Genomic DNA, 26,494 nt, shown 5'->3' with positions numbered 1-26,494 from the left:
CTAAAATGAAGATTCAATCCGCGCTGCGTGCATTGTGGCACATATTATGGGCAGCGCTATTGTTGAGTGCTTGCCAACCCGTTCAGCCTCCTACACGAATCCATAGCAGTCCGGAGATTTTGTGGGATAGCTGGGGTGTGCCGCATATCGTTGCACATAATGATAACGATGCCTTCTATGCATTTGGCTGGGCACAGATGCGAAGCCATGCAGATTTGCTACTTAAGCTCTACGCCGTCGCACGTGGTCGTGGTGCAGAAATTTTTGGTGAAGATTATTTGCCCGCGGACCGGTCTGTCCGGATATTGGGTATTCCAGGTCTAGCTGAAAAATGGTATAGGGAACAAGATGTTGCCTTTCGTGCCAATCTGGATGCATTTGCCGCCGGTATCAATGATTTTGCTCAACAGTATCCGCAGACTATTTCTGACACAGTCAGAGCGGTATTGCCAGTGACACCGCAGGATGTGATTGCACACACTACGCGTGTGATGACCGTTTTTATTGCCGGTACTTCCGAATGCGGTGCAGTAATACCTGGTTTCGATTTTTCTGATCAGCCAGCTGCCTCGAATGGCTGGGCACTGGGTTCTTCCTATTCAGCCAGCGGTAATGCCATGTTACTGACAAATCCGCATCTGGACTGGCGCGGGCTGGAGACATTCTATGAGTCACACTTCCTGCTGGCGGATGTGAATCTTTATGGCACAGCGCTGGTGGGCTCTCCGGTTCTACAGATTGCTTTTAACGATTACCTCGGCTGGACGCACACTGTCAACACCATGGATGGTTGCGATCTCTACCAACTAAAGCGGGCAGGGGCTGAGCTGGATGACGGATATTTGCTCGATGGGATAACACAGTCCTTCACTGTTACTCGCGAAATTATTCAAAGCCGCGAACAGGATGGTAGCATGACGAACGAGGTTTTACTCATCCGTCGGGCCAAGCAGGGGCCAGTAATCGAGGTGGATGACCAGATACTGGCGGTGCGCTTTGCGTTATTGGAAACACCATTACTGGCTGGCATGAACCGACAATGGTGGGAGATGGGGCATGCGCGTAACCTGGAAGAATTCCAGGATGTGCTGCAAGGTCAGCATCTACCCTTATTCAATGTGGTTTATGCAGATGCGGACAAACATATTATGCTTGTCTACAATGGTATTATTCCTGTGCGAACTACAGGCGATGCAGCATTCTGGCGAGCGCCTGTCCCCGGAAATGATTCTAATCTGATTTGGAGTAGGACGCATTCCTATGCGGATCTGCCCAAAGCGATTGATCCCATCAGTGGCTGGGTGCAAAATTCCAACGGCGCACCGTGGTATATGACGATGCCTTTCCTTGACAAAAGCCTTTACTCCCCTAACATCGCAGCTGATGTTACTAATAATCGTGAACTACGTGGATTGAAGATGCTGAATGCATACCAACAGATGAGTTACGAAGAATTGATCGCGGCCAAGCATTCAACACATGCACTGGTAGCTGATCAATTGCTCGATGACCTGATCACCGCTGCGCGCGAGAGCAATAGCCAATTGTTATTGCAGGCAGCCGATATATTGGGTCACTGGGATCGTCAGTATCTGGCGGAAAGTCGAGGAGCATGGCTTTTCGGCATGTGGTTTGAGAAATGGCTGGAAAGAACGATTGCTAAAGCCACTGTAGCTGATCCCAATTACAGTTTTACCCCGGATCAGCTTGTCGGCAGTCTTTTCTATACTCAACCTTTTGATGCAACTCAACCATTGACCACTCCTTATGGTTTGGCGGATATACCGCTGGCGCTACTGGCCTTGCAGGATGCTGCGAGTGAATTGCAGGCAACTAAAGGCACACTCGATGTGGCGTGGGGCGAGATTGCCCGTTTGCGCCGTGGCAAGACTGATTTGCCCGGTAACGGTGCCGGCACTGCATTAGGTGTCTTTCGTGAAATTGTTTATGAACCAGATGAAGATGGCAAATATAAATCATTCTCCGGAGATACTTATATCGCTCTGGTTGAATTCTCACAGCCTGTGCGCGCTCAAGTGCTCACAACTTATGGCAATGCCAGTCAGCACCCTATTTCCGAGATAGGGAGTCAATTACCGCTAGCTGCTAAACAGCAACTTCGCCCCGCCTGGCGTATGTTGGACGAGATCGAGGCGAATCTAGCGATGCGCGAAATCTTGCGACGTCAATAGTAAAACTACTCAGATTCAGCTAGCGCTACCTTAACCGGGCTACTGTGCACTGATGCTATAGTTAAGTTCATTTCCTAGTTAAATTATAGCGGTAGCGAAGAGCCTGTGTTCTGAATAAGCTACTTGGTTAATAATGGATCAAGAGGGCTTTATATCGTATATATAGGATTTTGCGTACTATCTGTTTTCGATATAATTCTCCTCTCAAAGGCAAGCTGTTCGTATGTCATAAACTCTCCCGTCAATTATCTCGGACTGTCTTTTATCATACTTCATCTTTATTTGCTTTGGCTGGCAGGTATTCTCATTTAATAAACAGTATGGGCTTATGATTATGATATGAACTTATCGTAGCTTTTTTGGGGATAGTATTTCGAAATCAGTGGTTTGTTAACTGAAATGGACGAATTGAATTCAATAAGAGACTGTTACTAACGTGATAGTTAAAGATAAAGATAAAGTTTCGTGGGTACGGTTGCTATTTCACTTTCGAGGCAGCAGCTTTATGATAACGTGGCCCCGCATTCTTACAGTAACGGTTACCTCGATGATTGTTACCTATATAGAACTGTACTATAATATTCAAGCCTATACGCTTACTACCACACCATTTTTGCTGCTCGGGGTGATCATGGGCATTTTCTTGGCTTTCCGCAATAACGCCTCATACGATAAATTCTGGGAAGGTCGCAAGCTTTGGGGGGGCTTAGTTAATACCTCGCGTAGCTTGACGCGCCAAGCTTGCTTTATGCTGGATTCTGTCCAGGATAGGGTAGAATTGCAACATTTACGAGAAGCTTTCGTCAAACGTGTCATTGCGTTTGCACATGCGCTACGCTGTCATTTGCGTAATGAAGATCCGACAGGAGAAATTAAAAAATTTTTACCCTCGGAAGATTTAAACACGGTTATTCAATCCGCACATCGGCCACTTGCCATTCTGCAGCAACTGGGTCGTGATCTTGCATTCGCACGCAATCGGCGCTGGCTAAACGAATTCAGTTACCCCTTTATGGACGTGCAGCTCAACGAATTATCCAATATACTCGGTGCTTGCGAACGTATTAAAAATACCCCAATTCCATTTAGTTATAGGGTATTGATTCACCGCATTGTGGCTTCTTACTGCTTTCTCTTACCGTTTGGATTAGTTGAGACAACGGGCATCCTGACACCGCTCGTGGTACTGATGATTTCGTATGCATTCTTTGAACTCGATGCTATTGGCGATGAGCTTGAAGATCCGTTTGGCCTGCATCCGAACGATCTGCCGTTAGCTGCAATCTCACGGAATATTGAAATCAACCTGCTTGAATTGATGAATGACTGCAATCGTCCTGAAGCACTGAAGCCTGAAGGTGATATTTTGAGATAAGTTGTAAAAAATGATCAAATTATCAGTGGAGACAGTGCAAACTCGTTTCATTATAGGTTAGGAACCTCAATATGATGAGTTTGCACCTTATTAAAATACTTATCTCAAATTGCCAACAGACCTTGAGAAATTATAATTGCCTCATGTATGCCACAAGATCAGATTTCTCTTCGTCCGTCAATTGAAGTTGTAAAACCAGGTTAAAAAACTCGACAGTATCTTCCAGGGTTAATAGACGCCCATCATGTAAATAAGGGGGACTGTCCTTGATACCGCGAAGTGTAAACGTTTTGATCGGCCCATCTCCTGGTTCATTCAAAAATCGTTCAAGCTTTAGATCATGCATTTGATGGTCGAGAAACGCAGGAGGTTGATGGCAAGTGGAACATTGGCCTTTACCAAAAAAAACCTTTTCACCGCGTAGTTCCTGTTCCGTAGCTTTGTCCTTATCGAGATGACCAAATCTGTCTAATTTCGGTGCTGGCGGGAAATCCAGCATATTTTGAAACTGGGCCATATGACTTACGTGAATTCTATCCAGTACTGGGAATCCTTTTTTCATCGCGTGAATAGGATCGCCATTAAAATAAGCTGTGCGGAATTCAAATTCAGTAAAATCTTCAACGGATCGCAAGCTTCGTTTTGAGCCATGAATCTGTTGATTGAACATTCCCCTTAAACTTGTGGTGTCAAGGCGGAATCTTCTTTCTTGTGGTCGGATATCTGGGCTCAGATGAAATTGACCTGTCGTATGGCCATTTACGTGACAATCGAAACAAGTTACTCCGAGACTGGGTTGTTCAGTTTTACGATCATCCGTTGGGTTAAATTCTTCCTGTGGTAATGGCGTAAGGAGCATTTGTAGGCCATTTAATTGTACAGGGGTCAAAATATCTTTGAAAAGCTCATAAAAATTATTAATTGAAACAACTTCTCCGCGGGAAACATCTCCTAACTCTGGACGATTTTGCAGAAATATTGCGGGTGGGAATTCTGGCAAAAAGGCTTCCGGTAAATCAAATTCCACATCGAACCTTTCGAGTCTTGGAAACATGCTAATCTGAACAGCGGGGAATACTTGTCCACCGGTTGCCTGTTTTGGATGCGGAAGAGAAGGATAGGGGAAAACATTTTTCTTACGTATTTCGTCGCTGGACATTTTTGCAAGCTTTTGCCAGGTTAAACCATCTGGTAATCTTGCAGTTGGACCCACAGCCAGCGGCTTGCCGCGCGTCATCGTTGCATCAGGATCTAAACGAGGAGTTAAGTCATAACGTTTTTGAAGAAGGGCTTGCTGGGTTTTTGTAACGGTTGGGCGTTCTTTGATATCTTTGTTCTTTATTTCTTCAAAAGTTTCAAACGGTTTTTTAGAATTTAACGCATCTCGATAAAAATCAAATCCTGAAATTTTTCCATTATCCGGTTGATTTTTAAATGCATCTGAAAGAGGAGTGGCATTGGAAGCTTTAAAAATATCCGATTTATCGTGAGTCTCAGTTTGTTTGTCTATTTCTTTTTTTTCAACTGTTCGAGCTTCTTGTGCCCGTACGACTGCATCATCTGAATCCTTAGACACTTCTTTATCGTTCTTACCAATAGCATTATTCGCTATAAAACCGAATAAGCTGACTCCAGTTATAGCAAGAAAAAAAATATTTGACTTTTTCATAATAACCTCCTCAGAGAGATCTAGGGTTATATTAAAGATTGGACTAAAGCTCTGATGAAGAAAACTTCTCTGTTCTAGAACGAGCTATCATAATTGCAAGTCTCAGATGTAAGAATTTCTAATATTCACAATATTCAGGAGAATAGACCATGAGCAATCTCCTGAAAACAAAAATAAATCAATTGCAGAGATCCCTGACGAGCTATTGTAATTGCAGGTCTCAAGCATAAGAATTCCTATTTATAGTATTCAGGAGAATAAATCATACTCAATCCCCTGAAAATGAAAGTACATTGCTTATAGAGACGAGACTTCTGCATAACTGTTTTTAGACTTTTCTGTCTAAATCTGACTAATAAACTCAATCACTTAAAAATACTCAATTATCCAAAACGCCCGCTATGCAACAGTGCCTTGTATGTTGGAACTGGCTATGCGGAATTTGTTCCTTGTAAAAAAGGATTTCTTGAGAGTGCTACAAATGATGGACGGTTGGTATGATGAGTTCTTCCATAGGTAGTCTTTGACATCTCATCTTCGTCTGTAGAATTGTTCACTACTTCATAGTAGCTTATTTTCTCTGGATCAAGATCTCGTGGAAAATTTTAAACTGTTCATATTATTCAATGAGAATATAGGCAATAATTCAGTCGAACAATTGTATGTTTCTGGCAGGTAATGAAGGCTTTTGAATTTTAAGTAGGATATGGTTTATTAGGTATTGTTGATGTTTTGTAAATATTATTAATGGAAATCCAGGTCCATTTTGTGCTGGAATGAATAAACAAGAAGGAGTTAATGGATGAACAATAAGTAATTTATATCGATACTTATTTCTTCAAGAATGAATGTATACGGGATGCATTGAAACAGCCACCGTTCGTTGAATGGAGTATTGTGGATTTTATGTAATGGCACACAATAGCGTTGGTTGCTATAGTCATTGGGCAAGTGAAATTCAGTTTATGAACGTTTTTTGAAAGTTTTTCTCGCTGGTGCAAACATGAAGCCTGAAAGTTATGACCACATGGCAAGCTCATCCGGGACTCAGGATGAGCTGAATAATTATCTCAGTTTGTATTCACGTTAATAATCTTATCAACATGCTCATCCTGTATTCACATTAATAATCTTATCAACATACTCATCCCATGCAGCATTTGCTAGAAATTCAGCTTCTTTAACTGGAGGTCGGCTTAATATTTCATGGTCGACTGTACGGCTGCATTCCTCATATTTATTGGCGCACCATGCAGCTAAGAATGATGAAATAAATTGTGTTTTAAAAGATTCTTCGTTCATTTATACCTCCAAGATTAATTAAATCTTTTCCGCAAAAATTATAGGTACTATTTAAATAAACGATCTTAGCTTACTACTTTTTTGATTTTTTGCGGAATAAAATATATATATAACTTTTTTGGTACAAAGTATTGGCTTATTTATTCTAATTTGCATTAAAAAAAACCGTATTAAAAATCCAATTTCATCTGGTAATACTCGTAATTAAAGCGGGGTATGTTAACTTCTCCAAAAACGCCGTACACTTTTGACCAAAAGTATAACCTGAGCAGAACACGTGCCTTTTCACAAACAGCATATCACTACAAGTTAACATACCTCGATGTAATAGATGCTATATGAATGGCATTCAGTGAATGATTAAAGTTACTATTATCTCTAACATAACAACTATTTTCATCTGCATGTCTTTTTATAATTTGTGCGGTACTGATAAAGAAATTCATTATCATAGTTAATCTACAACTTTATCATTCTTATCGTGAAACAGAACTCTGATGGATTTCACATCGCTAGGGAACGAATTGCTCATGAGGCGGAAGCTTTTACAGGCTTTCTTGACTTAGGCCAGCTTGGATTGACAGCTTTACCAGAGGAAATATATAAACTACAGCATTTACAGTCATTAAACCTGGGATCTTATTACATTAATGATGAATATGAGTGGTTGTCAGCAAACAGTAATATTTCTTCAAATAAAATCCAATTCGGTTTGGGACAGCTCAGTAAACTGCCTAAACTTAACAAATTGTTTTTAGGAAAAACCGACCTTGCTGGTTTAGCATGGTTGAATGAGTTAAAAAAATTGCAAATACTGGATTGCTCCATTACTCAAATCAGCGATCTATCGCCGCTGGCAGGACTCAGCGCACTGCAGGAATTGTATTGCAGCAATACACCAATCAGAACTCTGTCACCGCTGGCGGGACTCAGCGCACTGCAGAAATTGCATTGCTACAGTACACCAATCAGCGATCTGTCACCGCTGGCGGGACTCAGCGCACTGCAGGTATTGAATTGCAGCAATACACTAATCAGCGATCTGTCGTCGCTGGCGGGACTCAGCCTGCTGCAGGAATTGCATTGCATCGAGACTCAAATCAGCGATTTGTCGCCGCTGGCGGGACTCAGCGCACTGCAGAAATTGCATTGCAGCAATACACTAATTAGTGATCTGTCGCCGCTGGCGGGACTCAGCGCACTGCAGGTATTGGATTGCAGCAGTACACCAATCAGCGATCTGTCGCCACTGACTGGACTCAGCGCACTGCAGGTATTGGATTGCAGCAATACACCAATCATGACTCTGTCACCGCTGGCGGGACTCAGCGCACTGCAGAAATTGGATTGCAGACAGGCTCAAATCAGCGATCTGTCGCCACTGACTGGACTCAGCGCACTGCAGGTATTGGATTGCAGCAATACACCAATCATGACTCTGTCACCACTGACTGGACTCAGCGCACTGCAGGTATTGGATTGCAGCAATACATCAATCATGACTCTGTCACCGCTGGCGGGACTCAGCGCACTGCAGAAATTGGATTGCAGACAGGCTCAAATCAGCGATCTGTCGCCACTGACTGGACTCAGCGCACTGCAGGTATTGGATTGCAGCAATACACCAATCATGACTCTGTCACCACTGACTGGACTCAGCGCACTGCAGGTATTGGATTGCAGCAATACATCAATCATGACTCTGTCACCGCTGGCGGGACTCAGCGCACTGCAGAAATTGGATTGCAGACAGACTCAAATCAGCGATCTGTCGCCACTGACTGGACTCAGCGCACTGCAGGTATTGGATTGCAGCAATACACCAATCATGACTCTGTCACCACTGACTGGACTCAGCGCACTGCAGGTATTGGATTGCAGCAGTACACCAATCAGCGATTTGTCGCCGCTGGCGGGACTCAGCGCACTGCAGGTATTGCATTGTGGCGATACGCCAATCAACGATTTGCGGCCGTTGGCGGGGCTCAGCGCACTGAAGAAATTGGATTGCTCTAATTGTTCACTGACATATTTTCCTAAAGAATTATTAAACAGAGCAACTCTAACGGAACTTGTTTTGTTTGAAACAAAAATTCCCGGCATACCATCTGAAGTGCTATCCCAAAGGAAGACCGCTAATTGTCTTGAGTTTTTACGCAGTCATTTTGCTGATCTGGAGCAGGGTACAGTTGAGGTTGCTGAGGTTAAGTTGATGGTACTGGGCAATGGACAAATCGGTAAGACACAGATCTGCCGCAATTTGCGTGGAGAAAAGTTTGATGATCAGATTCCTTCGACTCATGGCATTTTGATCAGTTCTACCCCCTTTCCACTGCGAAAACATGGCAAGACTGTCCAGCTAAATATTTGGGACTTTGGTGGGCAGGATATTTACCATGGCACACATGCCTTGTTCATGCGCACCAGGGCGATCTTTATGCTGGTCTGGATTCAACAGGAAAGCTCTGCTCAAGAGCATGTTTATGACGGAATGATTTTCCGCGATGAACCATTGGGTTATTGGTTGAACTATATCAAATACTTAAGTGGATCTAACAACCCGGTGCTGATCGTTCAGACGCAATGTGACCATCCCGAAGATGAAGCACGATATTTACCCGGCATACCTCGTGAATTGCTAGAAACCTTTCGTTTTTGTAAGCCACTGTTGCACTACAGCAGCTTAAAAAACCGTGGACGCGAAGCTTTGAATGCAGCCTTGCAAGACGCATTGATTTGGTTACAGGAGCAACAAGAAACAAACTTGATTGGTATTGGGCGCTACCGGGTAAAGTGTCAATTGGAAGAGTTACGGAATGCCGATATGGCAGTTCCACCAGAGAATCGTCAGTATCGGACATTAAGTCAGGAATATTTCCGTGAGCTTTGCGAGGAAAGCAATGGAAAAATTAGCTCACCCGAACATTTACTGGAGTATCTGCATAACACTGGGACTATTTTCTACCGTAAAGGCTTATTTGATGATCGCATAATCCTGGATCAAAGCTGGGCATTAGAGGCCATTTATACTGTATTTCATCGTAAAAAATGTTATAAGCAGTTGCGCCAGCTGCGGGGACGTTTTACGCGTTCTTTACTTGAAATTCTGGTGTGGAATAACTATAGCAAAGATGAGCAAATGCTTTTTCTAAGCATGATGCAATCCTGCGGCATTTGTTTTATCCATCACGAAGGCAACGAAGCAGAAGATTCTGAAGATGAATATATTGCTCCTGATTTGCTGCCAGATAAAGATGAAATCAGCGCTGAGCTAGAAGAAAAATGGGATTCAGGATTTCCCTCGGAAGGAATGGAGTTTGAATATGAATTGTACCATCCAGGCTTATTGCGCAGTTTCATTTCAAAGATTGGTCGTAAGGCAGGTCTCAATGCGCTGTATTGGAAGAATGGCGTTTGTCTCTATGAAAAAAATACGGGTAGCCGTGCGCTTATTGAACAGGAAACCATAGAAGACTGGCAAGGTAAGATTCGTGTCCAACCCAGAAAGGACAAGCAGCAACTTTATTGACACAGTTGTGCAAAATATTAAGTGATGATCAAGAACGATGGGGCGTCCACAGCCTTTCAAATCCGCTTAAAACACAGCATCGCTATTTTGAAGCGGGTGCATCAGAAATGGAGGCATCGGAAAAACCACAGCCAAAACTGGAGTTTGTGCAGGAAGCAGCATCACAATCCGAATATTATATTTCCTATGCTTGGAAGGACTCATCACCAGAAGGCACAGAACGTGAAGCTACCGTTGATCAGCTCTGTAACGTGGCTGAAAAGGACCATAGTATCAAAATCATAAGAGACAAAGAGAATATTGGATTAGGTGAAAGTATTTTAAAATTTATGAAACGCATAGGCAAAGCTGACAAGGTATTTGTGATTCTGAGCGATAAATATCTAAAATCACCTTATTGTATGTTCGAGTTATTCGAAATCTGGCGAAATAGTCGTCAGGAAGAGGATGAATTTTTACAGCACATACGAACTTATATTTTGCCGTGTACAAATATATACACGCCGCTGGGCCGAGGGCAATATGCCGTATTCTGGAAGAATGAAAAGAAAAATCTGGAAGAACTGATTGAAAAAAATGGTGCTGATATTTTAGGGGTAGATGATTTCAGACAATTCAAATTAATGCAGGATTTTACACACCATGTTGGAGACATTCTAGCTTTAATAGTAGACAAAGTTCAGCCGCGTAAATTTGAAGAACTAATTCAATATGGCTTTGATGGTTCTGTAAACTAATTTGTATTCTCAATCTGATTTAGAATTCATAAATTTCTAGATCAGTTTTTTATTGATAGGGCAGCTATTAACAGAACTTGAACTCCAAGGGAGATTCTTCGCTGCCGTGTCCGTGCAGGTCGCTTCTGCTCTTGCACATATGCTTTGCGTCGAATCCCTGATTAATTTGCGCTAGCCGTTCTTGTTTTGTCTTCTTCGGCTACTTTTTTGACCGACCATGATACAAACGGGTTGATAATAAAATCGTAGCGGTTTGTAGACCACAGATTCATTTTCCTTTCGAGTCGACATATTTTCCTGGTTCGGTGCATTCTTTCTTCATAAGCTTAATTGAAATGTCATCGCATTTTGTAGTTGTGCCACCCATGAGTAGATGAAGCGCCCCCATTGCGCTTGATTGGCTACTTGTTGAACTTGCTGCAGGATGCCTTCGGGTGCATTACTCAACCGACACAGTTCCCACCAAATGGTTACGGGTACACTACCGATTTGCTGAAAATGATAAATGATTCGGGGTGAAATTTTGGCATGATCAAATCGGGATTTATTACCTATACTTCAAAGCACTTAAGATTTTCTTCTTGGTATCAAAACTCAGTTTGGCACCATTTCGAATATCATACAGCGTCTGCCGAGGAATTCCCGTTAACTGCACCCATTCTTTCATAGGCCGCTGCTTAAGTAATTCAGCCAACCCCGTGCGGCCATACTCCGCCGCATCCTCATAATCGAAAATACCTTCGCTTGCTTCGCTAATATCATCCTTGATGCGATGCGTTTCCTTGCCGATATAAACATGTTCAATAATTTTTAAGTGCTGCCTTTCTAGCCGCCCTAAACCTTTTGGATGAGCCGCTTTCGCTTCCGGATGAGAAAAATAATGTAGCACGCATTCTGCCAACGTTTTATGTTCGATAATGACTAATTCATTGTTGTCCATGCGCCGAATCTGACTGCGAACAGCCTCAATATCGGTTCCATAGGGGGCATAAAAAGCCACCCCTTTCAACTCTAAAAAATTAACGTTTTGATCTGATTTGAGTGGCGTCTGCTCGCTGAATTTCTCAAAAATACTCCCAATTCTGCCAAGAAGCTCCAACTGATTCAATGACGGAAGCATTATCATAAACGAAAATGGTCGAATATCTTGAATGTGTTTGAACCGCCTCAGCAGGTTTGCCGTGGAGGCAGTCACACGAGTAAGAGCTGGTGCAGATAGAAATGGCAGATGTCCCATTGTTACTCGCGTTTTACCCTGCTCGATTTTTTCAATGGCGCTATACCATAAATCATACATCCAGCGGTGACCGCCGAGCTTGTAAACATTTTCACAGGGCTCGGGCGTAGTGGCTTCATAGGAAGCCGGCTTCATCCATCCTCCGGTACCATGCGAAGAAAACTTTCTTATTCGATAGCCTGTCTCGGTACGGTTATACGAGGCATAACGCTTGGCAGAAATCCCAATGCAATACAACGGTTCAGGTTGCCCATTAAAGTAATTGACATCCTCCATCTTCAACAGCTCAGAAAGATTACGATAAGGTGACAGCGGTTTGAAACAGTCACAAATTTCCTTTACCTTTGCATGAAAGACAGCTCTATCCATGCCTTCAGGCCAGGCAAAGGCCATCGAATCGGTATCACATAAGGCATAATCAATCCCGCGATTGGCAGCTAATTTTTCAGCTATCGCCAGCAATAGACGTCCGGCGGCTGGAATCAAAGCGCCACATGGCCCCATAAAATAAGGACCGGGCTCTTCCAGCGCTTTCGTTTTCGAATGCTGGCATTGGTCGGTATAAACCTTGACTGGGACTGCTCTATCCAGGCTGTCATCGGGATTGATCTCGACCAACACGCCGTAGCTGGTCGAATTGGCGATTAATTTAAGTGCTTGTTGCAGGCCATCCAGATAAAGGAATTCATCACTATCTCGTTCCTGGTGTTTCATTTGTCGCTTAATGTCCGCTCGCATCTCAATGACACGAGCAAATAAATCATCTTTTTCCAGATCAATAGTAAAATGCTCATCATCAAACAATTTCCATACTTTGGTTTTAATGCGCCCTTGAGGTATCAGTTTAAACGCATCTACAATATGGGGCATTTTGCCGGTCAACAGTTTTGAAGCCAATACATCGGCCAGGCTATACCAGACGGCGGGCCCAGAATTAACATAATTTAACCCAATATTAGTCGCTGCACATTGATCACCATAATTAGTTCGAACCGGCAACAGATCACCATCCGGTATTACTTTGACAAAAGTGCGCAGGAGTGGCCATGTCTGTTTCTCCAACAAATCATCAAGATTTATAGTCGCTAAAAAATGCTGCGCTTCTTCCAGACAAGGCTGTACCTCGATCTTTTCAGCAAGCAACAGCTCTTGAATATTCATTAACGCATTGACTGTCGGATATTCACTAGTGAAATCGGTATAAATTACTTCGGTGGGTTGTAATCGAATCCGAACTTCAGTTCTCCCGCCGTAATAGCCGGTCATAGCCTGTCCAATGATGGTTCTCGGAAAGGTTGCGTGTTGCTTCAAAAAGGGTGGAATACCTAAGTCATTTAAATACGCCTTACCGATAGAGGCTTCCGAAAAAATCTGCCAAGGTGCTTTGGTGAGGCCATGCTGTCGATAAACTTCGCGTTCCGCCTGGTATAGCGCCCAGGTGGCTGCGACATCCTGTATGGCATAATGTAGATAAGTTTCAGATAAAGGCCCACCGTGTTTAATGTCACCTTCTTTTTTTGGTACCTTAGCCTTAAAACGCTTACCCATACCTGCCAATGACGCATCACCCGGCCCGAGTAAAGCACGTCCAAAAGTAGCCGTATCCAGAAATCGGCCACGGTAGCGATTGATCTTTCCGGTGGGCTTGCGCTGCGAGCGAAAATCAAATAAGGCTTTTTTATTACCCAGAGATTTTACCCGCACGGGTGGATGGTCGAAGCAGGAGTCATCATTACGGCAATCGCACAGTGTCAGCCAGAAGCCGCCGTAGAATTTACTCTTTGCTTCCCCCCAGCACATCGCCAGACGTGCTAGATCGAACGGCAGATTATGTCCGATGCACAGGGCTTGTTTCTGATAAACCCATGGATAAAAGACTTTGCGAATAAAATCGGCTTTTTCGTAGACTTTGAGTTTATTCAAATAAGCATAATGCTTCATGATTGAAAGCTCGTCCTCGCTGATTTCAGCCGGATTATAAAAAATACCCATTTCTTGCTGATGATCCAAAGCTTTACGGGTCAATGTTCCTTGCCGATAAAGCCAGACACGTTTTTCGGGACCGATACCATAAATGGCATATACACCAAAACGTAAAGCTTGCCGATGATCGGTAATGGTTTCGGTGTCGAACACCAGGCAGTAACCTTCATAGGGGTGACCGATTGCCATTATGGCTTGAGCTTCTGCACTCAGTTCTTCAGATTGATGCTTCTTTTTAGTCTCCTGATCCTTGTCCGCTGAGTTACTTTTCGCTGTATCGATTTTTTCAATGAAACAGCGCAAATATTGCGCGGCAGGTTTAGGATTGTTGTGATTATTTGACATGATGAATTCAGCCTTTTGGTTTGCTTGCTGATTGCATGAGCACATTTATGATCAGCGCCAGGAGAATGACAGGCAATATGATTTTGATTAAAAAAACTAGTGCTGCTGCGGCTTTGTCAACAGCTGCCACTTTCATTTCTTCACATTGCTCGCTGAACAGCTCTAACGGTATGGCAGGGTTGCTGGCCAGCACACAATAATCGAGAAAACCCAAGAGTAAGAATGCAGCACACCGCTCACCCCGCCAAAAATCAGGCCATTCATCACATTGGCGACGGGTTAGCATGGCATGACAGTTGAGACATACGGGAACGGTATTTGAGGCATGCTTTCTGCCTGCCAAATGGTGTATTTCCACGGGCAAATGTTTGCGGCGGCAGACCCAGCAAAACCCTTTCCGGTGCGTTTGGTTATCACAGTTATTGCAAAGGCTGATTTCAGCTTTTTTGAATGCGGCTTTGCGATATTCGCCGCATTGTTTACAGCTTATATAGTCAGGCTGCATGATTCAGCACCCGAAAGGCTCGTTGATCGGAAGCAAATGATCGTTCGTACCCTTCACGGTCAGCTTCATTTATCTGATCAAAAATGGAAATCAGATCATCGACTGAAGTCAACAATTGATAATCATTACCATGCATATCGAACACCGTTATATGGATGAAAGAATTAAGGGCTGATGCGTCTCCCAAGTACGCTTTCTGCGTAGCATTCCAATAAAGGCCAACTAAGTTGGCATTCTTGCGATCAAGTGGAATTTCCTGGAACAATTTACCTTCCTTGGTGAGGATTGGAAATTGGGCAGCGCTGCGTGTTTCCCAATGCCTGCCATCCGGTGTTCGGTACAAGATATGCCGGTCAGCATTAAGCTTCTTGATGGTGGCTGCAGAAATATGGGCGTCCTTGGCTGCTTGCGTTAAGGATTTACCGGAGGCAATTCCCTCTATTGCTTGGTAGAAGCGTTTGAGGGTGGGTAGGCGTGTGCTATCGATCACACCTGAGCGCTTCAGCTCGGAAACCTTGGTTTCATCCTTCCTAGCATGACCTCTGGCTTGTGCAATGGTCAGTCCTCTCTGCTGTGCCAATTGCCTCCGTCGTTGATACTCGGCTTTATAGTTACGTTGCTTGCTTGCCATGGTTTATGCGTCCTTGTTATCGACCGAGTGAGTCTGTTCATCAGCAAACAGCGTTTGTTGCAACACTTCGCGTACCAAAGCGCTGCGGTTGATACCGCGTTCGCGGGCTAATTGAGTCAGACGGTCTATCCAGCTGATGGGGAGCACGACGGGTAATGTGCTCGAACGCTGATTTGAGAAAGTGATATTTGACATAAAAGTCTCCATTAATGAAAATCTAAGTAGTTAATTAATTTGTTAGAATATGAGCGTTATTCTTGGATATCTGGAAGTCATTAGCAAATGCAGAAATGGGCAAATAATGAAAATCTGAAAATATTATGAAAATCTGAGAAATAGTTTATGAAAACACTTTTGACTACATCCGAGTTGATCAAGGAAGCCGAAAGGCTGATGGAAGTCGAGGAAATGCCGGGTGTACAGCTCAGCCATGGCAAGTTGTTACGCTGGCAGCGGGATGGTTTGTTACCTAGACAACAAACACGTGGAGCTGGGCCAGGAGAGCGTAAAGAAAGCCTTTGGGAAAAAAGCTGCATCGAGCGATTGCAGCTTATTGCCGGATACATCAAAGAGGAACGACTCAACCGCAAGGCGGCAGAACAGGCTCTGATTGCCGCTGGAGTGGGTGTGCGGGGAGACTTGTTACGTAAACATCTTTTGGCGCTGAGCAAGCAGATGGCTGCCGACTTGAATAAACAGGAAAGAGGCCACAATTTGGAGTCGGTTGACCGAGCTGATAAGGTTGAACGCTCGACCAGTCAGCGCATGTCAACCCATGGCGAACTGGTGAAAGCAATCTTTACCGCGTGCAACCTGGGCTATAAGGGATTGAGTCAAGAAGCGGAATGTTTTAAATCCATTGCTGAGCTTGCGAGTTTCTTTCAGCCGGATGCCTTGCGGAAATTAATCGAAAACAGCAAGCCTGATCAACTAGAACAAATCTATGAAAATCCGCTTGTGGTTTTCTTTGCGAATTTAGGTACGAGCTTCTTTCTGCTGGTGGGTGGAAGCAATAAAGAGCTTCCCATGCTAGGTGTGGCTGACGATATCCTCATTACCAGGCTAATCGATACGCTGGCACCCAGACCATCCGGCAAGCTGCGACGCAAGAAACCCTATCCTTTTACGGAAGATAAGTTGAGATACTACACACATCTGGTCATGGTTCTTTTTTATCTTGTCTACCTTCAGCACGGGCAAGCGCTTTTGCCACATATTAAACAAGTCATAAATGACATGCTGGATTGGCCAGAATTTGCTATTCCGGAAAATTTTAAAAAGATACTGAACAGCGCAACGGAGGAATTGAATGCATTATTTGATATGCCCTCAATGCCACAGTGAATTTGCCACAAAAGATAAGCGCGCGAAATATTGCTCCAAGCCTTGCTCCAACAGTGGCAGAACACTTGAAAGAAAACAGATTGCTACACAACTGAACAATCAAGCTGAGAAAGCATTATCCATGATCAAAGTGACTCCCGTTAATGGAGTTTTAAAGCCTCATGTAACATTTGACGACCATCGTCCGGTTGACGTTACCCCAACCGATGGTTTTCCGGCCTTTACTCAATTTACGCTCAATGGTAAAGAATATGCCGAGTCTAGTCAGCGTTGGTCAGATCAAATCAAGGAAAAAGACGTTATAACACTGGCGGGTAATGGGTGCAGTCTGAACGTAGATAAAGGGCAATTGGTGTTACGCTCTGGATTTTCCTCATCTAAAGTACCTGACCGGGAAAGGCGCTTATCCCGTGGCGTGCATGCGATCCGGGCGATTATCGTATTGAATACCACTGGGAATCTGTCCACGGCTGCTATTCAATGGTGCTCTGATCAACGCATTGCCCTGTATGTATTGGATAGAGATGCCAATTTGACGGCTTTGACCCATCCCATCATTCCTCACGTCATATCGCTGCGGCGGTTGCAATATACCGTAGAGCCGATTGCTTTGGCGAAAGTAATTTTGCAACGCAAACTGGAAGCGTGCATTAAAGTAAAACCGGAATTAGCCGCCTCATTTGCTACCTTTGCTGCATCGATTACCGAGGCTAAAACGTTGGAAGCGCTGCGTCTGTTTGAGGCCCGTGCAGCGTTAGCCTATTGGTCTGCATGGAAGGGGCCGCTTAAGTGGAAAGAGAAAGGCGCTCCAACTGAATGGAAAAGTTTTACCCAGCGGGCGTCCAGTATTTCCGGCAAAGGTCATAAAGCCACACATCCAGTTAATGCAATCCTGAATTATGCTTATGCAATATTGGCTGGGCAAGTGGAACGGGCTTTGCAGATTACTGGCTTAGATACTGCTGTCGGTAGTCTCCATGCTGACCAAGACGGACGGGCATCGCTGGTGTTTGATTTGATGGAGCCGCTGAGACCTGTTGTTGATCAGGTAATTTTTACCTGGGTGGCAAAGCAGCGCTGGCGGCGGGCTGATTTTGTAGTGGATCGTCAAGGGGTAATAAGAGTTCATCCGCAGTTAGGGCAGGCAGTTGTGATGAAAGCCATGTTGCCGGAAGTGGTCGTTCGGGAAGAAATCAATGTTTATGTAGAACTACTTAAGAAACTGGGCAACAGATCATTGAAGTCAGCCATTTAGCCCGCAGTTGGCTAGAATAGCAAGTACCTGCAAGTTGGCTGCAATAATGTTTTTTAACTCAAACTATTGATCTGATCCAAGCTTTATTGTGTTTTTAGATCAGACTGCATATCCTTTCTGCATAAATTTCAATGAGCTTATAAATGAAAGTTTTTCTTGTTGGTACGAGCCATTCTATTCAAGTTAAAAATTTTGGATTCGAAGTCTTTCTCAAAAATTTATGTGAAATGCATGAAATTTGCTCAATAGCAGAGGAAATGAGTTATGAATCACTCATGGCAATTAATCATCTTGCAACAATTCCTCAGCAACTTGCGACTAAACTCGGTCTAGAACACCGCTTTTGTGATCCAGGTCAGTCTGAAAGAGCCAAATTAGGCATTGCACACATAATTGATATTAGTTCGAAAGGATTTCTTTCAGGCTGGTCTGAAACTGAAATCAAGAAACGAATTGCCGAAAGCCATGTAGAACGTGAGCGATATTGGATGGAGCAAATTCAGAAGCTTAATCAATGGCCACTCTTGTTTGTGTGTGGCGCAGATCATGTTGAGTCGTTTCGCAACATTCTTGTACAGGAAGATATAAAGGTGTGTATTGCTGCATTAGATTGGGTACCAACAAACTAAAACATCACAAGCAAATAGAAATTTTGACTTTAAAGTTAGTTGCTCATAGAGGATTTGAAGATGGAATTTTTTGGCAGACAGATATTAATAGTAACTTTATTTATATTAGTGGCTGGATGCGTAAGTATGCAGCAAATGCAAAGCGGAATGGATGAAATTGATTCCTTTTGGGGTGAGGTGAACAAAAATATACTTTCTTCCAAAGGTTCTAGAATCTATTCTGCAGATAAGCCCAAATGTTGGGATGCCGCTAAGAAGGCAATAACCCAACTTGGTTTTACGGTTACCGAAGAAGACATTTATTCGAAACTTATTGCCAAAGCTCCAACACCTCTCCCATTTACAATGGACGAGTACAAAAATATTAGAGTAATCGAAGAGCCAATGATGCAAGCAATAGCAGCTAATCATGTCGGTAAATTTTATTCTAATTTTTATTCACTAGATTCAGAAGGAAATTTTTATATTACTGCTATCGTAAGCATTACTTCAAAGGAACTTGATAAAACCTTGGTTCAGCTTACATTTCATATAGAACCTAAAAAAGAAGTAAAAGGTTTTGTGTATGGCCATAATCCTCCACCAGAATCTGTAAAAAAAGGATTAGATAAATGGTGGAATGCTTTTGAGAGCCACCTCCTTAAGCAAGACGAACCAATCTAAATCTAATCTGTTTCTCCAAAAAAGGAAGATGTGATGAAAGATCATAAAATAATTGTGGCTTTAGCTATCATTATTTTTACTCTATTAGGGTGTAAATCAAACTCACAATTAGGTAGCAAGGTACCTCCTTCCTTTACTATAGGACTAGCAGCTATTGAAAGAAAAGATTTTGAAACTGCTTCTTTCCACTTCGCTGAGCTTGCAAAAGAAGGCAACCCATCATCAATGAATAACCTAGGTGTATCTTTACTTATGGTTGACCGTAAAGAAGAAGCGATATACTGGTTTAAAAAAGCGAGTCGCTACGGCGACCAAAATGCCAAATTGACGCTAAAAGCTATGGGTGAAGATATTCCCCCTTCTGATCTCGTTGGTCAGCATCCCACCCAACTTCAAAGGGAAGAGACTGAGAGAATAATAATAAACACTCTTCTGGGTATTGCTGTTGGGGTAACGCTTTATTATGCAAGTCAAGGGGGTGCAGCTGGTTCAACTCATTCACGTTCATCTATTTTCAATAGCATACATCAAAATAAAAAAATTATTCCTATTAGCGCTATCCAAAAGCAAGGGTGTCAGTGTGTATGTATGGATGGCGAAGTTAGTGCCATTTGCTCTAGCACTTTGGATGTTCCACCGATATGTTCACCGAGAATTTGTCCAGTAATGCCACTTTCTGTTGAACCCATTCAAAGTTTACGGATTTCCCCAATTGGTACATCTAATTGTGTTCAAAAACAAATCTACGATGACAACCTTTACCGTTATAAGTGGCAAGAAGTTTGTTACTGAACATTTACAAGACAAAATAAACAAAGCTAGAAAAACGGAATAGTTAGTGCCTTCCTCAACTGTTATTAGCTTAATCAATATGAATTATCGGTGTACCTCATTGGATCAGCAAGGAATGATGAGAGTGCAATTACAGTGTGGGCGAGTAGTCTCATGAAAGCAGGTCATTTAGTGTTCTGATGATGTGAGGAGGATGAGTTCAAAGATAGCAACGCAGTAGCTTGACAATTAGTAGTAAGTCCTTGGACAAACGGAAAGTTTTCTGCCAATTTATAGCGCTGAGTCAAAAGTGTACGGCGATTTTGGAGAAGTTAACATACCCCCTCGTAATTAAAGCCTGGGCATTTTCGAAATCACTTCATGCAGTAACTAAATGATTCTCGAGCGCATAAATACTGTCAAGCACACGATTATGAAAGTATTTTTACCGCAGCTCATCCTAAAGATGAGCCTATGGATTCGTTCAGGTGAATACAGGGCAGGCATAATAAACGGAGGTTTCAGGCAAATGGAAATCCTTGCTTTTATGCTAACCAGCGCTATGAAGGATCAGAACGATATTATCATCAGGATAACAACTGACAAGAGTAATGGCTGGCCATCTCATTAATGAAAACCTGCATGTAATCGCTCCCAGACTGTCGAAGGTCTCAAGTGAGGACTGGCTGCTCCATAAGCATAAGTATATTGCTGCGTCACCATGGTACTCACCAGCGAGCAATCTGGACGGTGGCACCAGCAATAACATTTGTCCGTAATATGGCCGAAGCGGGCTTTATTCTGAGACATCAAACGGAGTGGGCGATAATTACCCCAGTTAGCTATCATTTCATTTAGCTGTTCCTTAAGTTCTTTTTCCAGCCCTCCCACAGCACAGCATCTCCTTGCGGATGAGCGGTAGCCGGCACGCTAGTTTACGCCAGCCATGGCGTACCAGCATTCGATAAATTGCTGAGAGCGCTACGCGCTTGTCCAGTTATTTCTCGATTTTCTTTTTAAGCGGAGGAACAACTACTACGCCGCCTCGAGTCGCTTGCAATTAAGCCTCATTCAGGATTTGTGCTTCCTACTCAAGCGTGACAATCGCACGGTTACGCAGACTCCGTTTTGTTCGAGGCGCCTCTTCCTCGCAGCGAGCAATTCTACAGTAGCGCATGCGCTGGCTACACACGTCCATCTGACTGAACGACCAATGACCTTCGCTATTTGCTCTGTCGACATACCTAGTTCCAAGGGAAGCCATACTGCTTGCGCTGATCTCAACTCTTCTGCTTTTTGACAGTTCTCAATAATTCACGCGTCGATACTAATTGAATTATTTCACTTACTTTTCCCGCCATAACTTCTTCCTCGCAATTTATGGCTTGTTATTTTATTTTTGCTTGTTATTTTATTTTTTAATGCTGAATAAAATTATTCCTACAGAAACTTGCCATTTAGCCGATAAACATAGATAACCAGATAAAAATCAACTATAACAAACAACAACCATGTAAGGATATATATGCTTTTTATAGCTTTATTGATTGATATAAAGCAACGTATCAATAATATTCAAGCAATGTTTTTAATTTTCTATCCTCATATTGAGGAATATGCGCCTCATATTCCTTTTTGGAAAAGGGAAATAGTTTTACTTCTTAACCTGATCTTTCGTTATTCTGCCTTTATGGCATTTCTTAACGAATCACAGGAGGATGAAAGTGAGGCAACAACAAATAATAGACCCGATTAATAAATCTGTTGACTTGTTTAAAGATGATTTGATCTTTCTAGAGTAGCTTATCGATTTATCGTTGTCGGCGAGCAATACGACTGGCTACTTAATTCGTCTTTAATTTCAAAATTTTCTCTTGGAATTAGAGCGAGAGCGTCAAGAAAAATATTTTTTGCTATTTTTTCTACTAGCATCGATTGTGTTATGTAGCAAGAATTAATTATTAAGTTACCGGCTATCTACCTATTCTTACATAAAAAGAGAGATTTACAGCTTGGTAACTAACAAATGCTTGAAGTCTCAGTGTGAAGATAAGGCCAATCTAGCTTTTCATTGATGAAAGCTTTTATTCACAATTTCCGTGAATAAGGCTGTGGGTAAGTGCTCTATGTCGAGTAGAGCTAATGTTTATTTTGAGTGCTTCAAAAAGATGCAAAAGCTTCACCGAACCTGATCAATAAAATTGTTGTAATTACCCTATCACTCGTCAATAACTTGGCCGCTTCTTAATCAAACCATTTCTAATGTACTTAAGGACGCCTCTGAAAATCCAGAATTCTGAACAAGACCAGGCGAGAACAAAAAATGTTTCCTTGCATATCAGTTATATGTTACGTCAACATTTTTTGTGAACAGCGGAGTATCGTGACGAAACAGGGTAAGTAGGCAATCCGCGAAGCGGATACTCGCAAATATGAATTTTTAGAGGTACCCTTAAAATAAATCACCTCAAAAACAATTTAACCCAATAACTGCCACAAGAGCCTTTAGCAATGCTTGGAGCTCAATAATCCGAAAGTGTTGCACTTTGCCAGGCGCTCGGTCAGGTATTGATCCTGGGCACTTTGTTTTTTTCTCATCCATCTTATTCTAATTTTCAATAGAAACAGCAGTTATAAAATAACGTCATGCCTTGTAAAAAATAAGTTTTATGCTAAAAATTGCTGGCTTTTATATTAAGAATTAGAATTACAAGAGGGTACACCATACTAGTCCTCAATGATCCTAACTTGGTCAGTCGCATCCTCAATCCCGATGTTCGAAAGCTGATGCAGCAGCAGATCTCGAAAGCCTGCTCCGGGGAACCCTATAACTACGACTGTACAGCTATGCGATCATGGTGGAACCCGGCGACAGCGCCGCTGCCGTGGAGCAGGAAATTGACTTCCCCATTCTGCGCAACTCCTTTGACAGCACCCGCTACGGAGGACCGGATTTCTCACCTTCCTTCGAAGCGATGGAGGAGCACGCCAGTTAACTACGAAATGAACTACATCTTCAACGACGAAGGCTTCGGCATCAATACTTTCATTCCTGAGCGACCGGACGTCGAGGGCGAACTACTGGCGATAATGGAGGCGAAGGCAGAAGAACTGGTGAGACCAACGGGAGAGAAGCAACGGAATTATGAGCGCGTCAATATGCTGGATTCATATCGAGAATCAAGGATCTCTTGAGCTCGACTGTCGACCAGAAGATAGAGCAGGGCGGGAAGCTATCTGAATCGGTGTTCCAGCCGGCCAAGCGTGGCAAGAAAACTAAGTTGTCTATTTCTCCAATTGGCTAAAGCAAAATCATTGATTACCACGGGTGTGTGGTTTTCTTCACTTGGAAAATTAAAGATATTTCTTGATGGGAATATGAATATTAAGAGGAAAAAAACATGAATTACCCCAATAACCGCTCAAATACTGGAATATTGGGAAGGCGAGATTCGAACCCGCGCATATTCCTTGTAGGATATTGATTATTTGATGATTTATTTTTGATGCTGGCTAAATGTTGACCAAACATATTCAGAGCTTTACTTCCTTTCTGTTCATTGGAAGGTATCCAGCGAGCATATGTACGTGCAGTAATTAACACATTAGAATGCCCCATTTGCTGAGATACCCACGCTATATTTTCACCGGCAGACAACATCATAGATGCGAATGTGCGTCTAGTTTGATATGGATTTCTATATCTCACATTTGCGCGTTTCCGTAACGGAATCCAAAACGATTTTCTAATTTGCTGATCACCAGTTCAAGGCTTTCCGGTGAGCGGATTAAAAAATATTTTGCCGCCTCGCAATAAGGTATGCTGCTTTTGACTAATCAAGGCTTGCTCAACTGGGGGCAGCATATCAATCTCTCGCGTTCCTGTTTTAGCTTTTGTGGTTTCATCAACTGCGATGCTGAAGTAAAAGCTTTAATGTGAATTAAGAGCTGACTCGTAAAAAATTCCAGAAAAACAGAGCCGCAGCCAGCTTTCCGAATACATGTACCATAAGCCCGTTATAAGAACGAACTTTGCTGGCACATTCTGAAGTGGTACCCAAAAACTGTACAGGTTGTTAAGCTCTGGCAGAATTAAAAAGGAGCTTAATAACAATGAGTAAAAAGCGCATACAATATTCGAGCGAATTCAAAGCAAAACTAGCGCTGGCAGCGATACGTGGTGATGAAACTGTCCCCCAATTAGCAGCGCGTTATAATGTACATCCCACGCAGATCAATAGCTGGAAACGGCAACTCATTGAGCAAGCTGCCGAGCTGTTTTGTAAAAATAATACTGCCGCCAATAAGGAGCAGCCTACAACAGATGACCTGCACCGGGTTATTGGTCAATTGGCGGTAGAACGCGATTTTTTAGCAAGAAAGCTCAATCATTAAGTCTTGTAGAACGCAAAGAGATGATTGAGCCCCATGGCAAACTTAGTCAAACTCGTCAATGTCAGCTGCTGGATCTGGCGCGCTCAATTTATTATTATCAACCGCAACCAATCAGTAATGCTGATCTGGTTCTGCTGCGCATGATGGATGAACAGTACTTAAAGACGCCACAATATGGCTCACGCAGTTATGCTACCTGGTTTCAGCGCCAGGGAATCATGTTAGGGCGCAAGAAAGCCTCTTCCTTAATGAAGACACTCGGTATTGTCAGCATAGCTCCAAAACCCAGGACCAGCATCTCAAGCAAACAGCATAAGGTCTATCCTTATCTGCTTAGAGAACTTGTCATTAATAAACCCAATCAGGTTTGGGCTGCCGACATAACCTATGTCCCCATGGAGAAAGGCTTTGGCTATCTGGTTGCCATCATCGACTGGCATTCGCGTAAGGTGTTGAGCTGGCGCTTGTCCAATACCTTGGATACTGACTTTTGTACTCAGGCGCTGGAGGCAGCCATCCAGGATTATGGCTGTCCACAGATCATGAATACCGACCAGGGCGTACAGTTTACCAGCGAAGCATTTACCTCCATACTAAAAGATCATCATATTCAGATCAGCATGGATGGCAAGGGGTGCTACTATGACAACATTTTTGTTGAACGACTTTGGCGGACAGTTAAGTATGAGCTTTTATATACCAGAGAATTCAATAATCTGAAGGAGATAAAGCAGAATTTATCCACATGGTTTGAATGGTACAATCAAGAACGATTTCATCAAAGCCTTGACCGTCTTACGCCTGATGAAATCTACTATAGTGATCCAAGAATTGATCGGGTTGCCTGAACCTGTTTAACTATACATATCAGAGCTGAACTTTCTTTCAGGTTGTCCAGTTACAGGGAACCACATCATTCAATGCCTGTTTTTTCTTCAATCCAGGCAAATAAGGCTTCAATCGGTTGCCGCACGCGAGAAACTGCTGTCGATAAACCATTGATCCTGTGGTTCCAGATGGTGCTGCCCTTTTTGTTTTTTAACCGGTGTCAAGACGGTCAGATTCTGAGCTCGCCTGATGCATTCAGCGTCAGGCCGTTGATAAGCTTTATCACCGTACAGCTCATTGTTGTACAATTGTGGTCGAATCTGATCAAATATTTTGCCATCATGGTCGCTGGCGCCAGTCACACCAATATACTCAGGAATCGGCAGTGAGCCTGGTTGGCGGCGCCCTATGATATGGACCCGCACACCATGATAGTACAACTTCTTGGTAGAGCAGTAGCCTGAATCCGCCAACTGTTTCGCTACACACGCGTTAAACCGACGACCTTGCCTCGCAAGGATGACCGGAAATGAATCAGTCAACCAAACCTGCCCGGCATTCCTGGTTTCCTGTTCTTGCTGAATCAGTGCTAATAAGGGTGCAAACACATCGGCTACCCGATTCAGACGCTGAACATAAGCCACATAACCTGGAAGTCGTGGAAACCAATCGCGTAAGTGGCGATCCGCATACTCATAAATACCTTTGATCTCTCGATGCTTGTCCATTACACCGAACAGGAAGAGAGTAATGACTTCTTCGTCGCTGAAGCTTAAATCCGCGTGGTTGCTCATTCTTTGACTATAAGCCCAAAGATTTTGCTGATAATGCTTGCAAACATAGAGATAAATCGTTATTAATCGGTTTTGCCAGTTCATCGGTTACTTTGATTGATTGAGGTTGGGTGATTCTTCCTCAATAGTTTAACGTTATTGATGGACTGGCTTCTATTTCAGCTCTTAATTCGCATTTTATTGTCTTTTATTTTCTTTTTATTCCAATCAATATCAATTCATTCAAGCGCAATTAACTCAGATGTTCTCATCCCGGTCCAGAAAAATACGATACACTGATTCTTGATTTGTCCGGTTGCCTCTTCAATGA

The 26,494-nt window shown here is 43.0% G+C and carries 22 protein-coding genes and 1 pseudogene; 14 read left to right on the top strand and 9 right to left on the bottom strand.

Going from position 1 to position 26,494, the window contains the following annotated elements; genetic code table 11:
• Positions 1-5 precede the first annotated feature (5 nt).
• Together AAW31_RS12760 and AAW31_RS12755 are read left to right on the top strand one after the other, a co-directional pair.
• Positions 6-2,192, top strand: coding sequence for a penicillin acylase family protein (locus tag AAW31_RS12760; RefSeq protein WP_052752247.1), 2,187 nt, complete (start codon positions 6-8; stop codon positions 2,190-2,192).
• Between the two features lie 436 nt (positions 2,193-2,628).
• On the top strand, positions 2,629-3,567 hold the full coding sequence (locus AAW31_RS12755) for a bestrophin family protein (protein ID WP_046850508.1): 939 nt from the start codon (positions 2,629-2,631) through the stop codon (positions 3,565-3,567).
• Positions 3,568-3,697: 130 nt separating this feature from the next.
• On the opposite strand, the gene AAW31_RS12750 is transcribed toward AAW31_RS12755, so the two are convergent.
• From AAW31_RS12750 to AAW31_RS12745, 3 genes and pseudogenes are all read right to left on the bottom strand, one after another.
• Entirely contained in the window at positions 3,698-5,236 is a 1,539-nt protein-coding gene (locus AAW31_RS12750; RefSeq protein ID WP_046850507.1) for a hypothetical protein, read from the bottom strand.
• Positions 5,237-6,066: 830 nt separating this feature from the next.
• A pseudogene (locus tag AAW31_RS23705) lies at positions 6,067-6,288 on the bottom strand (hypothetical protein); the annotation flags it as partial.
• A gap of 55 nt (positions 6,289-6,343) precedes the next feature.
• Positions 6,344-6,538, bottom strand: coding sequence for a hypothetical protein (locus AAW31_RS12745; RefSeq protein WP_046850506.1), 195 nt, complete (start codon positions 6,536-6,538; stop codon positions 6,344-6,346).
• A gap of 481 nt (positions 6,539-7,019) precedes the next feature.
• Between AAW31_RS12745 and AAW31_RS19105 the strand changes: the two genes are divergently transcribed.
• Both AAW31_RS19105 and AAW31_RS19100 read left to right on the top strand, forming a co-directional pair.
• Complete coding sequence (locus AAW31_RS19105) at positions 7,020-10,067, top strand: leucine-rich repeat domain-containing protein (RefSeq protein WP_052752245.1); 3,048 nt, start codon at positions 7,020-7,022, stop codon at positions 10,065-10,067.
• Positions 10,064-10,804 (top strand): toll/interleukin-1 receptor domain-containing protein, encoded by a 741-nt coding sequence (locus AAW31_RS19100; protein WP_052752244.1) that lies wholly within the window; start codon positions 10,064-10,066, stop codon positions 10,802-10,804. Before AAW31_RS19105 ends, AAW31_RS19100 begins: the two co-directional genes overlap by 4 nt.
• Positions 10,805-11,351: 547 nt before the next feature.
• Here the strand turns inward: AAW31_RS19100 and AAW31_RS12730 are convergent.
• The 4 genes from AAW31_RS12730 to AAW31_RS12715 all read right to left on the bottom strand — a co-directional run bounded on the left by AAW31_RS12730 (position 11,352) and on the right by AAW31_RS12715 (position 15,700).
• Positions 11,352-14,369, bottom strand: a complete 3,018-nt coding sequence (locus AAW31_RS12730) for a DNA polymerase domain-containing protein (RefSeq protein ID WP_046850505.1) — start codon at positions 14,367-14,369, stop codon at positions 11,352-11,354.
• 7 nt (positions 14,370-14,376) lie between these two features.
• Complete coding sequence (locus AAW31_RS12725; protein ID WP_158441520.1) at positions 14,377-14,727, bottom strand: hypothetical protein; 351 nt, start codon at positions 14,725-14,727, stop codon at positions 14,377-14,379.
• 136 nt (positions 14,728-14,863) lie between these two features.
• Positions 14,864-15,505, bottom strand: a complete 642-nt coding sequence (locus AAW31_RS12720; RefSeq protein WP_046850503.1) for a hypothetical protein — start codon at positions 15,503-15,505, stop codon at positions 14,864-14,866.
• A gap of 3 nt (positions 15,506-15,508) precedes the next feature.
• Complete coding sequence (locus AAW31_RS12715; protein WP_046850502.1) at positions 15,509-15,700, bottom strand: ribbon-helix-helix domain-containing protein; 192 nt, start codon at positions 15,698-15,700, stop codon at positions 15,509-15,511.
• A 147-nt stretch (positions 15,701-15,847) separates the two neighbouring features.
• On the opposite strand from AAW31_RS12715, the gene AAW31_RS12710 reads away from it, so the two are divergent.
• The 5 genes from AAW31_RS12710 to AAW31_RS19095 all read left to right on the top strand — a co-directional run bounded on the left by AAW31_RS12710 (position 15,848) and on the right by AAW31_RS19095 (position 20,188).
• Positions 15,848-16,849, top strand: a complete 1,002-nt coding sequence (locus AAW31_RS12710) for a hypothetical protein (RefSeq protein WP_046850501.1) — start codon at positions 15,848-15,850, stop codon at positions 16,847-16,849.
• Positions 16,815-18,104: a CRISPR-associated endonuclease Cas1 gene (gene cas1 / locus AAW31_RS12705; protein WP_046850500.1), complete on the top strand. Its 1,290-nt coding sequence runs from the start codon at positions 16,815-16,817 to the stop codon at positions 18,102-18,104. Before AAW31_RS12710 ends, cas1 begins: the two co-directional genes overlap by 35 nt.
• Positions 18,105-18,247: 143 nt before the next feature.
• Entirely contained in the window at positions 18,248-18,733 is a 486-nt protein-coding gene (locus tag AAW31_RS12700; RefSeq protein WP_046850499.1) for a hypothetical protein, read from the top strand.
• A gap of 60 nt (positions 18,734-18,793) precedes the next feature.
• Positions 18,794-19,396: a hypothetical protein gene (locus AAW31_RS12695; protein ID WP_046850498.1), complete on the top strand. Its 603-nt coding sequence runs from the start codon at positions 18,794-18,796 to the stop codon at positions 19,394-19,396.
• Between the two features lie 33 nt (positions 19,397-19,429).
• Positions 19,430-20,188 (top strand): SEL1-like repeat protein, encoded by a 759-nt coding sequence (locus tag AAW31_RS19095; protein WP_052752243.1) that lies wholly within the window; start codon positions 19,430-19,432, stop codon positions 20,186-20,188.
• Between the two features lie 606 nt (positions 20,189-20,794).
• Here AAW31_RS19095 and AAW31_RS12680 read toward each other — a convergent pair.
• Positions 20,795-21,058 (bottom strand): hypothetical protein, encoded by a 264-nt coding sequence (locus AAW31_RS12680; RefSeq protein ID WP_046850496.1) that lies wholly within the window; start codon positions 21,056-21,058, stop codon positions 20,795-20,797.
• Positions 21,059-21,692: 634 nt separating this feature from the next.
• Between AAW31_RS12680 and AAW31_RS12675 the strand changes: the two genes are divergently transcribed.
• The 5 genes from AAW31_RS12675 to AAW31_RS12655 all read left to right on the top strand — a co-directional run bounded on the left by AAW31_RS12675 (position 21,693) and on the right by AAW31_RS12655 (position 25,410).
• Positions 21,693-21,923, top strand: coding sequence for a hypothetical protein (locus AAW31_RS12675; protein ID WP_046850495.1), 231 nt, complete (start codon positions 21,693-21,695; stop codon positions 21,921-21,923).
• A gap of 1,099 nt (positions 21,924-23,022) precedes the next feature.
• The gene (locus tag AAW31_RS21410; RefSeq protein WP_158441518.1) at positions 23,023-23,163 is read left to right on the top strand and encodes a hypothetical protein; all 141 of its coding nucleotides are present in this window, start codon (positions 23,023-23,025) and stop codon (positions 23,161-23,163) included.
• Positions 23,164-23,170: 7 nt separating this feature from the next.
• On the top strand, positions 23,171-23,362 hold the full coding sequence (locus tag AAW31_RS12670) for a hypothetical protein (protein ID WP_046850494.1): 192 nt from the start codon (positions 23,171-23,173) through the stop codon (positions 23,360-23,362).
• A gap of 918 nt (positions 23,363-24,280) precedes the next feature.
• Positions 24,281-24,562, top strand: a complete 282-nt coding sequence (locus AAW31_RS12660; RefSeq protein WP_036503716.1) for an IS3 family transposase — start codon at positions 24,281-24,283, stop codon at positions 24,560-24,562.
• Positions 24,563-24,582: 20 nt separating this feature from the next.
• The gene (locus AAW31_RS12655) at positions 24,583-25,410 is read left to right on the top strand and encodes an IS3 family transposase (protein WP_046850294.1); all 828 of its coding nucleotides are present in this window, start codon (positions 24,583-24,585) and stop codon (positions 25,408-25,410) included.
• A 108-nt stretch (positions 25,411-25,518) separates the two neighbouring features.
• Here the strand turns inward: AAW31_RS12655 and AAW31_RS12650 are convergent, their stop codons facing one another.
• Positions 25,519-26,268, bottom strand: a complete 750-nt coding sequence (locus AAW31_RS12650; RefSeq protein WP_046850493.1) for a hypothetical protein — start codon at positions 26,266-26,268, stop codon at positions 25,519-25,521.
• Positions 26,269-26,494 lie beyond the last annotated feature (226 nt).

This window comes from Nitrosomonas communis (assembly GCF_001007935.1).
GTDB classification, from domain to species: domain Bacteria; phylum Pseudomonadota; class Gammaproteobacteria; order Burkholderiales; family Nitrosomonadaceae; genus Nitrosomonas; species Nitrosomonas communis.
The sequence above is the reverse complement of the archived record's forward strand: the minus strand, read 5'-3'. Positions and strand labels throughout refer to the sequence as shown.